The following is a 15821-nucleotide window of genomic DNA, read 5'->3' as shown; positions in this document are numbered from 1 at the left end:
GGCGCGGGATTACGAATCTACTTCCCAGCGCGTTTTTTTGGCGTTATGGGGGAGTCAAATCCAACAATCAAAATTGGATACAAAATATTATATGTAACGAAGTGTGGTAGAGGGAAACAGTTATGGCCAAGCTTCGAATTTCGCCCCCACCGGCACAAGACCGGCCAAGCGCAATGCAGTCCTTGCGCGCAGCATACCTGCGTGACGAGACAGAGGCCGTGCGCGACCTCATTGAGAACTTCCCGCTGGACGACCGAACCCGCCGCGACGCCACGGCTACGGCTGCAGCTATCGTTGCCCAGTCGCGCGCCATGAAGGAAGAACAAGGCAGCCTGGACGCTTTCCTGGCTGAGTTTGGCTTGTCCAACCAAGAGGGCGTGGCCCTGATGTGCATGGCCGAAGCCCTACTGCGCGTGCCCGATGTGGAAACGCAGGACAAACTGATCGCCGAAAAGATCATGTCGGGGGACTGGGCGTCGCACAAGGGCCGGTCTGATAGCCTGTTCGTCAATGCCTCTACCTGGGCGCTGATGCTGACAGGCGGTGTGATTAAGTTAGACAAGACCATCACCAAAAACCCAGGAAAATGGGTTCGAGGCCTTGTATCCCGCACTGGCGAACCGGTAATCCGTACAGCTGTTAACCAGGCCATGAAAATCATGGGCCGCCAGTTTGTCTTTGGCAGAAATATCAAGGAAGGCCTGTCGCGCCAGTCCAAGCAACCGCCTGAACACAAGATGATGAGCTTCGACATGCTTGGCGAAGGCGCACGCACCATGGCTGCTGCGGACCGCTACTTTAAGCTCTATATGGATTCGATCGATGCCGTGGGTACTGCGACGAAAGCAGATGGCGCCGACCCGCACGACCGCTCCAGCGTATCGATCAAGCTTTCCGCGCTTCACCCACGCTATGAGGAAACAAGCGATAGCCGGGTTATGGCCGAGATGGTCCCCCGCGTGAAGGAACTGGCACTGCGTGCGAAATCATATGATATCCAGATGACCATCGATGCCGAGGAAGCTGATCGGCTGGATATCAGCCTGCGAATTCTTGAAAAGCTGGCGTCAGACCCGGACCTCGCAGGCTGGGAAGGCCTTGGCCTTGCCGTCCAGGCATACCAGAAACGAGCACCTTATGTGATCGACTGGCTGATTCTTCTGGCACGCGAAAACAAACGAAAGTTTGCGGTTCGGCTGGTAAAAGGCGCTTACTGGGACACGGAAATCAAGCATGCTCAGGAACTTGGGCTCGACGATTACCCCGTCTTTACCCGGAAGCCGTCCACCGACATCTGCTATGTCTATACAGCTGCCCGCATGCTTGAAGCGCAGGACGCTATTTACCCGCAATTTGCCACCCACAACGCGCACACCATTGCCTGCATCGCCAAGATGGCGGAAGGCAAGCGCTATGAGTTCCAGAAGCTGCACGGCATGGGCGCGCTTCTCTATAAGGCTGCCAGCAAGGTTGTGGGGAACACCATCCGCACGCGCACCTATGCGCCCGTAGGCCTGCACGAAGACCTGCTGCCTTACCTTGTACGCCGCCTGCTTGAAAACGGCGCCAACTCAAGCTTCGTAAACCGTTTCATGGACGCGAAAGTCCCGGTCGAGGAAGTCGCCGGCGATCCGATTGAGGCAATTGCAGACGCCCCGGCGCTGCGCCACACGCTGATCCCGACGCCTGATGACATCTATGGCGATGAACGCAAAAATTCCAAAGGATGCAATCTTATGGACCGCACCCAGTATGAGCCGCTGATGGCTGCCCTTGAAGAACGCAAATCTCACAAATATGAGGCCGCGAGCATCGTTGCTGGCATGGACGTGGGCGGTGAACCGACTGATGTGATCAACCCTGCCAATACGGCACAAGTGGTCGGCACGGCCCGTGAAGCCCGCCCGGAAGACCTTGAAACCGCAGCAGTGCGCGCACAAGCTGCGCAGAAAGACTGGGATCGCCTGGGCGGTAAAGAACGCGCGAAAATTTTGCGCGCCATGGGTGACGCGATTGAGGCTGAGCGTGACACCTTCGCCGACCTGCTGGTACGCGAAGCAGGCAAAACCCTGTCTGATGTAATCGCCGAGGTTCGCGAAGCCGTTGATTTCTGTCGCTACTATGCCGCCCGCGCGGAAGAGCAGTTCGGTGAGCCAATCAACCTGCCCGGCCCAACCGGCGAGAAGAACCAGCTGCACCTTTCGGGCCGTGGTACCTTCCTGTGTATTGCGCCCTGGAACTTCCCGCTGGCCATTTTCACGGGCCAGGTTGCGGCTGCGCTCGCTGCCGGCAACGCCGTGATCGCAAAACCGGCAGAGCAAACCCCGCTCGTAGCCTGGTACGCTGTAAAACTGTTTCTTAAGGCTGGTGTTCCGGCCGATGTGCTGCATCTGGTTCTGGGTGACGGCGTCCGTGTGGGCGCGCCACTGGTAGCCGACGAGCGCATCGCAGGCGTAGCCTTCACAGGCTCCACTGAGACCGCCAAGATCATCAACCGCACGCTCGCAGACCGGGACGGCGCCATCGCACCGCTGATCGCTGAAACAGGCGGCCAGAATGCCATGATCGTGGACAGCACGGCCCTGCCAGAGCAGGTCAGCGACGATGTCATCCAATCCGCTTTCGGTTCTGCAGGTCAGCGCTGTTCGGCCCTTCGCGTTTTGTTTGTGCAGGACAGTGTCGCCGATAAGGTGATAAATATGCTCAAAGGGGCGCTGAAGGAGCGCGTGATCGGTGATCCAGCCAAACTGACAACAGACATTGGCCCAATCATCGACAAGGAAGCGCTTAAGGGGTTGCAAGACCACTGCGCCCGCATGGAAAAAGAAGCCAAACTGGTCGCCAAAGCAGAGATGGAACCGGAAGCCGAGGCGGGCACGTTCCTCGCGCCACATATTTTCGAGCTCGAAGGTCTGCACCAACTTGAACGCGAGAACTTTGGCCCGATCCTGCACGTCATCCGCTTCAAGGCGGCTGAGATGGACGATGTCCTGAAGCAGATCGGCGACACTGGCTATGGCCTGACGTTCGGTGTGCATTCGCGCCTGGAAGGCCGCTGGAAAGAACTGTTCGAGAAAACCAACATCGGCAACACCTATATCAACCGCAATATGGTTGGCGCGGTCGTAGGTGTGCAGCCGTTCGGTGGCGAAGGCCTGTCGGGTACCGGCCCCAAGGCGGGTGGCCCACATTATTTGCTTCGTTTCGCAGCAGAACACACGCTGACGATCAACACAGCTGCCGTTGGCGGCAACGCCGAACTGTTCTCGCTGAACGAGGAATAGAGGCCTGGACCTTATTCGGTAATAAACACAAAAGCCCGGCGATTCCGTCGGGCTTATTCTTTGTCAGGCGCTCCATGATCAGCGCAACGCGTCCAGCAGGTTATATTGCCCGCCCTCCAGGACTGGCTTCCTGAACTGATCGGTCGCCAGTTCAAGCTTTTCAGTATTCAGCCGCAGGCGGCGGCACAGGTTCGTAAAGCGCTGGCGCATCAGATCGGCCTCAAAGCCGCTTCCTTTCATGCGGTGCTTGAAGCGGGGATCATTCAGCTTACCGCCGCGAAGTTCCTTCAGGCGGTTCAGCACCCGGCTCTTGCGGTCGGGGTAATGTTCATCCAGCCATTCCTCGAACAGGTCCGTCAGCTCCAGTGGCAAGCGAAGGAGGATATAGCCCGCTTCTTTTGCGCCTGCGTGGGCTGCAGCCGAAAGCACAGCTTCCATTTCATGATCATTGAGCGCAGGGATCACAGGTGCGAACATCACCCCCGTTGGCACCCCAGCGTCAGAGAGCAGCCTGATGGCATCGAGCCGCCGCTGCGGCGTGCTCGCCCGCGGTTCCATGGCGCGCGCCAGTTTGCGATCAAGCGTGGTGACCGAAAGCGCCACTTTCACCAGACCTTTTTCCGCCATCGGCGCCAATAGATCCAGATCCCGCACCACAAGGCGGGATTTGGTCACAATCGTCACCGGATGATCATGTTCCATCAGAACCTTGAGAAGCTCGCGGGTGATGCGACGCTCTTTCTCAATCGGCTGGTAGGGGTCCGTGTTGGTGCCCATGGCAATGGGCTTGGCCACATAGCCCTTCCTGGAAATCTCCTGCTTCAGAAGCTCTGCTGCATTTGGCTTGGCGAACAACTTGCTTTCAAAATCCAGGCCGGGCGAAAGCCCCAGAAACGCGTGCGTTGGGCGGGCAAAACAATAGACACAACCGTGTTCGCACCCCCTGTAGGCATTGATGGAACGATCAAAAGGTATATCGGGTGAATTGTTCTTTATCAGGATATGTTTGGCATCTTCCTCTGTCACGCTGGTGCGAAGTGTCTCGGTGGGTTCTTCCCCCAGCCAGCCATCATGAGACCGCACCCGCTTCAGGCTCTCAAATCGCCCTGTCGCGTTCGATACTGCACCACGTCCCCGCTGAAGCCAGGGAGAGGCCGTTGCCATACCGGTATGTTGCGCTTTGGTCATAACATCATAATACCATGAGAACAAAACAGGAACAATAGAGAAAAATCGCCTAACAACCATCCCTCTCCGCTTTGGTTTGACACGGCAAAACAGATACTTAGTATGGGTGATCTAAGGGCACACACTTGGAAATCAAAAAAGGGCATGCATGAAAAACAAGAATGTTTCTGCTGCACGGAAGCGAGTCTTTCGGCTGACCGACAGGATCGACCTGCCGCTCGACCTTCTTGAACACCTGCCCTTCCGTATCGCGACGGTGAGTAACCTGCTGGCGCTACCCCGCGACATACACATCCGCGAAATATCCGACCTTGAGGCCCGCGAGATGCGGGTGCTGATCAACATCGGCTCCTATATGCCGATCAACGGGGCTGATATCGCCTACCAGAGCCGCATGGACAGCTATACGGTCAGCAGGGCCTCCAAAGTGCTCAGAAGCAAGGGGCTGGTTGATGTGGAAGCCGATGCCACCAACAAGCGCACTAAGAATTTTGTCCTGACAGAAAAAGGCATAGCGGTATACAGGGCCATAGCCGATGCCATCGACATGCGATCCCGTGCCATTGACGCTGCCATCACAGCGTCCGAAAAAGAGGCCCTTTTTGACATGCTCGCCCGGATCGAGAACCAGACGGAACAGCTGCTGGCCGGGCAGGCAATCAAACGGTTGGAGAAGGGTGAAGATATTCCTGCTGAGCAGCGCGAACTGATCCGCTGGTATAAAAAAGGCAGGGAGAACTGACGCCCTGCCCTGCCAAGTGAAAAGCCGCTTTCCCCGGTCACTATGCCTCCCTTAGGGCGAAGGCACGGACGCCAAACAACTCAGAGATATGAGACGATATCCTCTAGCGGCTTTTTGATGGTTGCGTGTACGGGGATCGTTGCACCTTCTGCCGGATATCCTGTGACCAGCAGGATATAGGGGCGCTCATCCGCCGGACGACCGCAAATCTCATTCAGGAAGTTCATCGGCTTCGGCGTGTGCGTCAGCGTCGCGAGCCCCGCATGATGAAGGGCGCTGATCAGGAACCCGGTGGCGATCCCAACCGATTCCGGCACATAATAATTCTTGCGGCTCATGCCTGCTTCCACACCGCCGCGACGCTGTGCAAAAATAGCGATCAGCCAGGGTGCGGTTTCCAGATAAGGCTTGTGCGCATCAGTACCAAGGGCCGACAGCGCATCGAGCCATTCATCACTAGCCCGGCCTTCGTTATAGAAGGCGCGTTCTTCTTGCTCTGCCTTCTCACGCACCTGGGCTTTCACGTCTGGGCTACCGATCAGGGCAAAATGCCACGGCTGGTGGTTAGCACCAGACGGAGCCGTGCCAGCTGCCCTGAGGCAGTTATCGATAATATCTCTCGGTACCGGCCGGTCTGAAAAATCCCTCACCGTGTGGCGGCGCTTGATCTCGTCATAAAACGCCTGTGCGCGGGCACGCATTTCATCCTGTGGATATTCGATAAAGTCGCTCAGCGGCAAACTGTCGTGTGGCTGCATTTCAATTCTCCTTGAAAATGCACTTACATCATGTTTATTGCATATGCAATACTATTTGACCGGCAAGAATGCTTTACCCAAAGACCATGGAACCCGAAAGATGGATTAGCTGCTGATGCCCGGCACCTTGAGGACGCCGTCCTTGAAATCCTCGATCCAGATCAGGAATTCACCTGCTGACATGGGCTTGCCAAACAGATATCCTTGGGCATAGTCCGCCCCCAGGTCGGCAACCATTTTCAGGTGATCTTCCGTTTCAACGCCTTCGCAGGTGCATTTGAGATCCAGCTTGTGGGCAAGATCAATCGCGCTTTCAAGAATGATGCGCGCCTTTTCATCCTCCACAGCCCGGCTGAGGAACTGACGGTCGATCACCAACTCATCAAACGGAATTTCCTTGAGCATCAGAAGCGGTGCAAAACCAGCGCCGAAGTCGTCTAGCGCCAGACCAAAGCCGTCTTTATGAAGCTGCGCCAGCACCTGAAGCGGCACTTTGGCATCGATATCCAGATCAGATTCTGTCACCTCAAGGCGCACCATGGCTGGGGCAATATCGAACTGGTCAGCAAGGCCCGCCACCACTTCGGCGAAATCGGGCTTGCGCAGATTCTCAGATGTCACATTGATCGACAGGGTCACTTCCTGACCCTCTTTGCGCCAACGGCCCTGCTGCTGCATCGCAAGCTCAAGCATACGGTATGTCAGCACATCCATGTGGCCATATTCATTAGCGGCCTTCACCACCGCCCCTGCCCCCAGGAAGCTGCCTGAGGGTGTTTTCCAGCGCGCGAACACTTCAGCCCCCATCACGGCCTTGGCCTTCAGGTCCAGCTTCGGCTGGAACGCAGGCGCGAGGCCATCTGTCATCAGGCCACGGGTAAATTCGGCTTCTTCAAGCACAGTTTCCGTGCCCATGGCCACGCCTGCGCGTGTGTTGGCAATGTCTTCAAGCGCCGCCGTCAAAAGGTCTGCATTGATTGGCTTCGAGAGGGTCGCAAGCACATTGACACTGTAGGCCATGGCCTGCTCGCGCGCTTCCTGGTTGGCGCGCGCGTCCAGATTATTCAAAAGGATCACACCCGGATCCCAGTCAAGGTCAGAGATAATGCGCAGGATGCCATAGTCCTTGATACCCGGCACATCAATCACGGTAACGATAATGTCGAAACGCTCTGTTTTCAGGATATCAAGCGCCTGATCGCCGCCCGACACACCGGAAATCATATAGTCGCTGGCTGGCAAATGCTTTGCCAGAGCCTGCTGGGTCGTGGCCGTATCATCAATAACCAGAATGCGTTTACTCACAGAACCTCCTGTCCCCGACTGCTGTCGAAGTTATCACCATTCGGTCAAACGTCAAAGAAAACTGCCCGCCGGAGGGATCATTCCCCGGCGGGCAGCTGTGTCACTCAAAGCTGAAATTCAGCTTATTCTTCAGGGCTGTAGCGCAGCACCGGATTCCGTGCAGCCTGCGTTTCATCCAGCCGCTTCCATGGTGCATGGTATGGCGCGCCACTAAAGCGGTCCACGTTGCCTGCCTTGGCTTCACCTGCAAGACCGCGCATAGATGCGATGAACTGGTCCATGTTGAACTTGCTCTCGCTCTCAGTAGGCTCGATCAGCATCGCGCCGTGCACCACAAGCGGGAAGTACATGGTCATCGGGTGGTAGCCCTCGTCGATCATCGCCTTGGCGAAATCAAGCGTGGTCACGCCCGTGTCCTTCAGGAAACGGTCATCAAACAGCGCTTCATGCATGCAAGGGCCATCAAACGAGGCCGTCATCACATCACCGAGCGACGCCAGCACATAGTTGGCATTCAGAACAGCGTCTTCCGCAGCCTGACGGATGCCGTCAGCACCGTGGCTGAGCATGTAGCTGAGCGCCCGCACGTACATGCCCATCTGACCGTGGTAAGCAACCAGACGGCCCATGGACTTGTCGTCCGCGTCCTCAACCAGGTCGAAGCCGTCATCCGTCTTCACAACAAACGGCACCGGCACGTGAGCCTTCAGCGCGTCGGAGAAGACAACCGGACCAGAACCCGGGCCGCCACCGCCGTGTGGTGTGGAGAAGGTCTTGTGCAGGTTGAAGTGCATGGCGTCCACGCCCAGGTCACCCGGGCGGGCCTTGCCCATGATGGCGTTGAAGTTTGCGCCGTCACAGTAGAAGAAGGCACCAGCTGCGTGAATGGCGTCCGCAATATCGCGAATTTCATTCTCAAAGAGACCGCAGGTGTTCGGGTTGGTCAGCATAACGGCAGCTACGGTGTCATCAAGCGCTTCCTTAAGCGCTTCAAGGTCCACGCGGCCATTATCTTTAGCCGGGATCGCCTTCACCTTGTAGCCGCAGAAAGCCGCCGTCGCCGGGTTGGTGCCGTGCGCGCTTTCAGGGCACAGGATCACCTCACGGGCGTCCCCACGTGCTTCCAGCGCTGACCGGATGGCCATCACACCGCAAAGCTCGCCGTGCGCACCAGCTTTTGGTGAAAGCGCAACAGCAGGCATGCCTGTCAGCGTGCACAGCCAATGGCTCAACTCGTCCATCAACTGCATCGCACCGCGCACGGTAGATTTCGGCTGCAGTGGGTGGATATCGCTGAAGCCCGGCAGACGCGCCATCTTTTCATTGAGGCGCGGGTTATGCTTCATGGTGCAGGACCCAAGCGGAAAGACACCCATGTCGATGCCGTAATTCCGGCGGCTCAGACGCGTATAGTGACGAACTGTATCCGGCTCCGAAAGCCCTGGGCAGCCGATTTCCGACGTACGCTCAAGGCCACCAATGGCCATCTCGAACTCGCCCACTTCCGGCACATCAACGCCTGTAGTCTCGGTCGAACCCAGCTCGAAAATCAGTGGCTCGGCAAGACGCAGGCCCTTGTGCCCGGAGAAGCTCTCAAAATCTGTATTTTCTGTTGCGGCACCCGTAGAGGTCGGCCGCCCTTGATTATTCATGGACATTAGAGGACCTCCTTCAGACCGGCCACGAGAGCCGAGATATCATCTGCAGACACGGTTTCCGTGGCCGCCAGGATCAATACATCTTCAAGGCCTTCGCCCGGATAGAGGCGCGAGGCGGGAACGCCTGCAAGGATGCCTTTGTCCGCAAGCGCGTCAACAACGCTTGCCGCGTCTTTGCTGAGCTTCACAGAGAGTTCGTTGAAGAAGGTGCTATTCAGCACTTCCACGCCGTCAACGCCTTTGAGCGCGTCGCGCAAGTCAACAGCCGCCTTGTGGTTCGCCAGCGCCACACCGCGCAGGCCTTTTTCACCCAGCAGCGTCATGTGGATGGTGAAGGCCAGCGCACAAAGGCCAGAGTTGGTGCAGATGTTCGATGTGGCTTTTTCGCGGCGGATATGCTGCTCGCGGGTCGACAGCGTCAGCACGAAGCCGCGTTTGCCGTCAGCGTCAACCGTTTCACCGCATAGGCGGCCCGGCATCTGGCGCACAAACTTCTGGTTGGTGGCAAACAGGCCAAGGTATGGGCCGCCGAAGTTGAGGCCGTTACCGATGGATTGACCTTCGCCAACCACGATATCCGCACCCATTTCGCCAGGGCTTTGGGTCAACCCAAGCGACATCACTTCGGTGACAACAACAATCAACAGCGCCTTGTGCTCATGGGCCTTTTCAGCCAGCGGACGCAGGTCCAGCACGCTGCCGAACACGCCCGGGTTCTGGAACACCACGCAGCTTGTGTCGGCGTCGATCGCGTCAATCGCAGCCTGAAGTTCCGCCTCTGGGTTCGCAGGGTTTGGCGCCAGGCGCTCGATCACGTCATCGGTGAACTGGGTGGTGGTTGCCACCACAGACGCATAATGCGCATGCAGGCTACCGGCAAGGATGGCTTTCTTCTTGCGGGTTACGCGGCGCGCCATCATCACGGCTTCCGAACAACCGGTAGAACCATCATACATGGAGGCGTTGGCCACATCCATGCCGGTCAGTTGCGCTACCTGGGTCTGGAATTCGAAGATATACTGGAGCGTGCCCTGCGCGATTTCCGGCTGGTACGGCGTGTAGGCCGTCAGGAACTCACCGCGCTGGATCATGTGGTCAACGGTCGCCGGCACATGGTGCTTGTAAGCGCCCGCGCCCACAAAGAACGGCACACTGCCGGCAGCCGTATTCTTGGCGGCCATGCGCGACAGGTAGCGCTCCACTTCCATCTCGCTTTTGTGGCGAGGCAGATCAATTTCCGGGTTCAGGACATCATTCGGGATATCCTTGAACAGTTCATCAACATGACGAACACCGATTTTATCCAGCATTGCCTGCCGGTCGGTGGCGGTCAGCGGCAAGTAGCGCATGCCACATACTCCTTGAGGTAACAAAAAAGCGCCAGCCTACGGCCAGCGCTCAGGGTGTCTTATTCCAGACCTTCGATGAATTCAGCGTAGGCTGTTTCATCCATCATGTCGTCAAGCTCACCAGCGTCGGCGATCTTGATCTTGAAGAACCAGCCAGCGTCCAGGGCCGCGCTGTTCACAAGGCCAGGCTCGCCTTCAAGCGCTTCGTTAACTTCAACGATTTCGCCAGCCAGCGGTGCGTAAACTTCAGAAGCCGCCTTCACGGATTCAACAACAGCTACTTCGTCGCCTTTTTCGTATGACGCGCCAACTTCCGGCAGTTCAACGAATACAACGTCACCAAGGGCGTTCTGGGCATAGTCGGTAATACCAACCGTTGCGATTTCGCCTTCAACTTCCAGCCACTCATGCTCTTCAGTAAATTTCAACATGCGCCTATCCTCCAAAATCCAGGCTTAAGATACTTGCTTGCGCTTGTAGCGCTGCTCAACAAATGGGGTGCTTGCGACCTTGGCCGGGTGGGCCTTGCCGCGGATCAGAAGCTGCACATCGGTGCCGACTTCCGTAAATTCTTTCGGGACATAGCCCATGGCAACCGGGCCGCCGAACGTGGGGCCAAAACCGCCAGAGGTGATCTTGCCGATCTCATTGCCATCCATGTCTGCGATGATAGTGCCTTCGCGTGCTGGGGCGCGGCCCGCAGGCAAAATGCCCACGCGGGAGCTTGCTGCGCCTTCCGCCAGTTCCTTGAGGATACGGTCAGCGCCGGCAAAGTCAGCGTCTTCGCGGCGTTTCTTGCCAATAGCAAAAGTTACATTCGCACCAACCGGCGTGACGCTCGCGTCAAAATCATGACCGGACAGACACAGCCCAACCTCAAGGCGCAGGCTGTCGCGCGCGCCAAGGCCAATCCATTCTACATCGTCGCTTGCCAAAAGGCGCTTACACAAGGCCTCAGCCTCGCTCTCAGGCACGGAAATCTCATAGCCGTCCTCGCCGGTATAGCCAGAACGAGACACCCAGCAAACCACGCCTTCAAGCGTGATGGCGGTTGCTTCCATGAAGCCAAGGCCTGCGGCCTCTGGTGCCAGCTCTGCCAGCACTTCTTCCGCCTTCGGGCCCTGCAGCGCGATCAGCGCGCGATCTTCAAGAGGCTCTACGGTGATAAGGTCACCCAGCTTTTCTTCAAGGATATCATAGTCTTTGTCTTTGCAGGCCGCATTCACGACGACATAGAGCGTACCCTCAGCATCGTGGCTGCGGGTAACCATCAGGTCATCCTCGATACCACCTTCGTCGTTCAAGAGTAGCGTGTAGCGCATCTTGCCCGGCTTCAACACCTGAAGCGCGCCCGGCATGATCTTCTCAAGCGCGGCGGCCGGGTCACTGCCATCTTTGGAATGAATGTAGCACTGGCCCATGTGAGACACATCAAACAGGCCCGCCTTCGCACGGCAGAACTCATGCTCTTTCATGATGCCGAGCGGATATTGGACAGGCATGGCATAGCCGGCGAACGGCACCATTTTGCCGCCAGCAGCCACATGCATGTCATAAAGGGGGGTCTTGAGAAGGGTCTCATCAGTCATCAGGTATGGTCTCCGCGTGCGCATGGTACCGGATAAATCCGGCAATTGCGCCCCCTCTGTCACGGAACCTGAGAGATTTGACCGGCAAAAACTGGCCGGCTTACCCCGTCGGTGAGCCCCGCTTGCGCGGATAGCTGCTTTCCAGAGCGTTACATGGCCCGTGCGGTCCTTTTGCCTGAGAGTTTCCGGGGCGGTTGCTCCTTCGGCGCCAGCCGTCAAACCCATCAGAGGTAACTGGTCTCTCCCGCACGGTTGCTGCAATATACCATAAAGCATACAGCGTAACGTGTTGGCGACGGTATGCCGGACGGCGCGCTAAGAGTCAATCACGCAATTGCTCGCCCAATCGCTTTTATCAGCGCTACCTGCCACATTTCATCCCGTCCTATTTTCATTTCGTCGCAATCCACCTTGAATAACGCTATACTATAGCATAGATATCTTTCCGATTGGTTCTACAGGCTAGGGGTTTGATAACGGTGGCATTTGCCGAATCAAATAACGTGAAAACAAGCATGAAGGGGCGCCTGATAGCGCTGCTTGCGCTGTTTTTCGTCGCGGCCCAATTCCTTGCCGCCGCCCACAACGGTGCCTATGGCGACAGTGACCACCTGCATGACGGCCACCCCTGTATTGTAGCATCCATCGTCAAGAAATCGTCAGATATGGATATGGCGGAAACGGCCGATTTCGCCTTCGACGACCGAGCAGAATGGATAGAACCAACCGCCCAGCCCCATCAGGCAGACAGCGAGACCGTCCGGTCGCGCAGCATTCGCGCCCCACCAGCACACGCATGATCCCGCGGCCCTGTGCCGTCACCAATAAGCAATCCTATACTGAACGCGCCAGCTCCCTATTTGCCGCGCGACATCTGATTGATACAGGGATGATTACCGTGTCTGAAGTTATGAAACAAAAACGATTTTCCATTCTCCTTGCCTCCAGCGCTCTTGTGGGTGGCTGGACGATGCCTGCCAACGCTGCTGCTGCACCACCACTTGGTGAGCAGCTGGAAGAAATTGTTGTCTCCGGCGCCTATGAAGGCCGCAAGCTTGGCGAAACTATCGTCGGCGCCACGGTTCTGAGGCAGGAGGAAATCCTGCGCCAGCTTGATGGCTCGCTCGGTGAAACGCTGAAGCGCCAGCCAGGCATTTCCAGTACCTTCTTCGGCCCTGGCGCAAGCCGGCCCATCATTCGCGGCCTGGGCGGTGACCGGATTCGCGTACTGGACGCCAGCCTCGGATCGATTGACGCCTCCTCAACCAGCCCAGACCACGCAGTTTCGGTGGAGCCTGCGCTTGCGGAACGTATTGAGATTCTGCGCGGCACCGCCATGCTCATGTATGGCAGCAGCGCTACTGGCGGCGTAATCAACGTGTTTGACGGCAGGATACCGAACGATCTGCCGGAAGGTGGTTTTGAAGGGGCCGTCCGCTATGGCCACAGCACTGTGAACGATGGCGACGAAGTAACGGCAGCCTTCAATGCCACCCTTGGCAAGATTGGCGACAGCACGCTTGTTGCCCACGGCGACTTCATGTTCCGCAATACGGATGACTATAACATCCCGGGCTATGCCGAATCCGAAGCCTTCCACGACGCAGAAGAGGCCGAAGAAGAAGGTCATGAAGAAGACCATGACGCAGACCACGAAGGTGAGCGTGAGGGTGAAGAATTCGGTATCGCCGAAAATTCCGCCACTGAAACATCTGGCGGCTCGGGCGGCTTGTCGCTTCTGTTCCAGGACGGTTTTATCGGCGTAAACATCAAGAAGGTGGACAGCCAGTATGGTGTGCCAGGTGGCCACGCCCACGGCGATGAAGACCACGAAGAAGACGGACATGAGGAGGACGGCCACGAGGAAGAAGGCGAAGAAGCTGTCACTATCGACCTGAACCAAATTCGCTATGACTTAAATGGTGAGCTGAGCCGCGACTTCGGTTGGTTCAAGAAAGCCAAGCTCCGCTTCGGCTATGCCGACTATAAGCACACTGAACTTGAAGGCGAGGCCATCGGCACCGTGTTCGCCAACAAGGGCTGGGAAGGCCGGCTGGATCTGATTGAAAAAGGCGGCGGCGAATGGTCTGGCGCGACGGGTATCCAGCTCCGACGGCGTGACTTTTCGGCTATCGGCGACGAGGCCTTTGTGCCTTCCACCATCACCAATCAGTTCGGCCTCTATAGCGTCAAGGAATTTGACATGGGCCATTACACACTTGAAGTGGGGGGCCGATACGAGCACACGAAATACACAGCCGATGAGTTGGGCACGAGCGAAAAGTTCGATGGCTTCAGCGCTTCCGCAGGCCTGGGGTATGACCTGACAGACGCTGCCTTTATCGGTGTGTCCCTGTTCCGTACAGAACGCGCGCCTTCTGCTGAAGAGCTATTCTCCAACGGCCCACACCTAGCCACCGGCGCTTTTGAGCTCGGTGACCAGACACTGAGGCTCGAGACGGCGCTGGGCGTTGAAGCCACATTCAGCTATTCGGAAGGCCCCTTTACCTTGGCTGTGAACGGCTTCCTGACCAACTATAACGACTTCATCTATGAAGCCGCCACAGGCGAAGAAGAAGACGGCTTGCCCGTTTTCGCATTCACTGCGAGCGATGCGCGCTTCTACGGCTTTGAAGCCAAGGCAGAATTCCACGCTGGATCGTTCAACAGCGGCGCGCTGGGCGAAGTTGATATCCATATTGACGGCCAGATGGACTATGTGCGCGCCAAGCTGACAGGCGTTGACGGCACAGCGAACCTGCCGCGCATACCGCCCCTGTCCGCGCTGATGGGTATTGAAGCATCCTCTCTTTCAGTCGACTTCCGGACGGAACTTGAATATGCCGCAAGCCAGAACCGGGTAACGGAATTTGAACTTCCTACAGAAGATTACCTGCTGTGGAACGCCTACCTGACTGTTCGCCCGTTTGATAACAAGAACCTGTCGCTTGCCCTGAAGGCCACGAACATCGGCAATGTGGAAGCACGCCAGCACACCAGCTTCCTCAAGGACATGGTGCCACTTCCAGGCCGCAACATCGGCGTGGCGTTCCGCGCCACCTTCTAAGGCAAACAGCATTATCCAGAATCAAAAACGGCGGCTCCATAAGGGCCGCCGTTTTCATTTGAACTTTATTGGAAAGCGTCTAGCGCTCCATGTTGAAAATCGCATCCTGAGCCGTTAGCTGGAAGCCCACGAGAACTTCATAATTATAGCGACGAGCCTGCTCAATCGTCGGGATATGCTGCTCCAGCACTTCACGCGAAGAAGCACGGCCATTGCTGTCGAAATTCAGCGTCACGTCATAGATTTTCTTGGTGATAATCTGGCTGTTGTCCTTCAGGACCACGACAAAGTATGGGAGGGTCACGCTGCCGCCCCGGAAAGCATCGCCTCTTGTGGCCGCAACGCTAAAGCTAACGTCGGAGGTCACATCCTCGGCCTCTTCACAAGTCAGGCGCACGTCCATGATGGAAGCAGTGAAAGCCACGTCCTCAATGTTACGGCCTTCGCCTTCAAAGCGGGTCAGTGTGCCAGCGTCCCCCACAACAGCAATGGCCGGACAGCGGGACACCGTCACCTCAAGCGGATTGCGGTTGCCGCAGGCAGCCAGCAAGAACAGAAGACCGAACAAAATCACACTACGAACGGACATAAATCGCCTTTCAAAATCAGGTATCGGCCAATGGCGCCCTTCTGTGGGTCAGCGTAAAGCCGGAATTTGGCCGCGATCATAAAAAGAAGACCGCTAAAGAGCAACCCACCTTATCGCCCGCTGGCACAATTAGCACGCAGCACCGGCTATCAGCCAAGCATGTCGAAACTGTGGCGCCAGAAAAGCAATCAGACAAGCATTCAGGCAAGCACGACATCTTATGCGCCCGCGAAGCACGTCTTGCTTGACGCTTGGGGCAGTTGGGCGGTAGCTAAGGGCTGCAATTTCTTTC

At 57.0% G+C, this 15821-nt stretch carries 12 protein-coding genes and 1 riboswitch; of the genes, 4 read left to right on the top strand and 8 right to left on the bottom strand.

All coding sequences use genetic code 11. From position 1 onward, the window contains the following. Window positions 1-122 precede the first annotated feature (122 nt). Window positions 123-3284: a bifunctional proline dehydrogenase/L-glutamate gamma-semialdehyde dehydrogenase PutA gene (gene putA / locus KORM41_RS20755; protein ID WP_068153129.1), complete on the top strand. Its 3162-nt coding sequence runs from the start codon at window positions 123-125 to the stop codon at window positions 3282-3284. A 78-nt stretch (window positions 3285-3362) separates the two neighbouring features. Here putA and KORM41_RS20750 read toward each other — a convergent pair whose 3' ends face one another. After that, window positions 3363-4472 (bottom strand): PA0069 family radical SAM protein, encoded by a 1110-nt coding sequence (locus tag KORM41_RS20750; RefSeq protein WP_197421350.1) that lies wholly within the window; start codon window positions 4470-4472, stop codon window positions 3363-3365. Between the two features lie 148 nt (window positions 4473-4620). Between KORM41_RS20750 and KORM41_RS20745 the strand changes: the two genes are divergently transcribed. Continuing rightward, entirely contained in the window at window positions 4621-5214 is a 594-nt protein-coding gene (locus KORM41_RS20745; protein ID WP_068153127.1) for a MarR family winged helix-turn-helix transcriptional regulator, read from the top strand. 80 nt (window positions 5215-5294) lie between these two features. On the opposite strand, the gene KORM41_RS20740 is transcribed toward KORM41_RS20745, so the two are convergent. The 6 genes from KORM41_RS20740 to gcvT all read right to left on the bottom strand — a co-directional run bounded on the left by KORM41_RS20740 (window position 5295) and on the right by gcvT (window position 11873). Next, window positions 5295-5972 (bottom strand): nitroreductase family protein, encoded by a 678-nt coding sequence (locus tag KORM41_RS20740; protein WP_068153124.1) that lies wholly within the window; start codon window positions 5970-5972, stop codon window positions 5295-5297. 105 nt (window positions 5973-6077) lie between these two features. Further along, window positions 6078-7277: an EAL domain-containing response regulator gene (locus KORM41_RS20735; RefSeq protein ID WP_068153120.1), complete on the bottom strand. Its 1200-nt coding sequence runs from the start codon at window positions 7275-7277 to the stop codon at window positions 6078-6080. 122 nt (window positions 7278-7399) lie between these two features. Then, entirely contained in the window at window positions 7400-8935 is a 1536-nt protein-coding gene (gcvPB, locus tag KORM41_RS20730; protein ID WP_068153117.1) for an aminomethyl-transferring glycine dehydrogenase subunit GcvPB, read from the bottom strand. Further along, window positions 8935-10284, bottom strand: a complete 1350-nt coding sequence (gene gcvPA, locus KORM41_RS20725) for an aminomethyl-transferring glycine dehydrogenase subunit GcvPA (RefSeq protein ID WP_068153114.1) — start codon at window positions 10282-10284, stop codon at window positions 8935-8937. Before gcvPA ends, gcvPB begins: the two co-directional genes overlap by 1 nt. Before the next feature lie 59 nt (window positions 10285-10343). Then, window positions 10344-10715, bottom strand: coding sequence for a glycine cleavage system protein GcvH (gcvH, locus tag KORM41_RS20720; RefSeq protein WP_068153111.1), 372 nt, complete (start codon window positions 10713-10715; stop codon window positions 10344-10346). Between the two features lie 24 nt (window positions 10716-10739). Beyond that, window positions 10740-11873 (bottom strand): glycine cleavage system aminomethyltransferase GcvT, encoded by a 1134-nt coding sequence (gene gcvT, locus KORM41_RS20715; RefSeq protein ID WP_068153109.1) that lies wholly within the window; start codon window positions 11871-11873, stop codon window positions 10740-10742. A 153-nt stretch (window positions 11874-12026) separates the two neighbouring features. Continuing rightward, window positions 12027-12130, bottom strand: a riboswitch (glycine riboswitch). Window positions 12131-12388: 258 nt separating this feature from the next. Between gcvT and KORM41_RS21960 the strand changes: the two genes are divergently transcribed. After that, a complete protein-coding gene (locus tag KORM41_RS21960) occupies window positions 12389-12673 on the top strand; it encodes a hypothetical protein (RefSeq protein ID WP_231727362.1) in 285 nt (94 codons plus the stop codon). A 98-nt stretch (window positions 12674-12771) separates the two neighbouring features. Further along, window positions 12772-14940: a TonB-dependent receptor gene (locus KORM41_RS20705; protein ID WP_197421349.1), complete on the top strand. Its 2169-nt coding sequence runs from the start codon at window positions 12772-12774 to the stop codon at window positions 14938-14940. A gap of 79 nt (window positions 14941-15019) precedes the next feature. Here the strand turns inward: KORM41_RS20705 and KORM41_RS20700 are convergent, their stop codons facing one another. Beyond that, window positions 15020-15529, bottom strand: a complete 510-nt coding sequence (locus tag KORM41_RS20700) for a hypothetical protein (protein ID WP_068153098.1) — start codon at window positions 15527-15529, stop codon at window positions 15020-15022. Between the last annotated feature and the right edge of the window lie 292 nt (window positions 15530-15821).

Source organism: Kordiimonas lipolytica (assembly GCF_001550065.1).
Note: the sequence above shows the minus strand (reverse complement) of the source record. Positions and strands in the feature narration are given on the sequence as shown.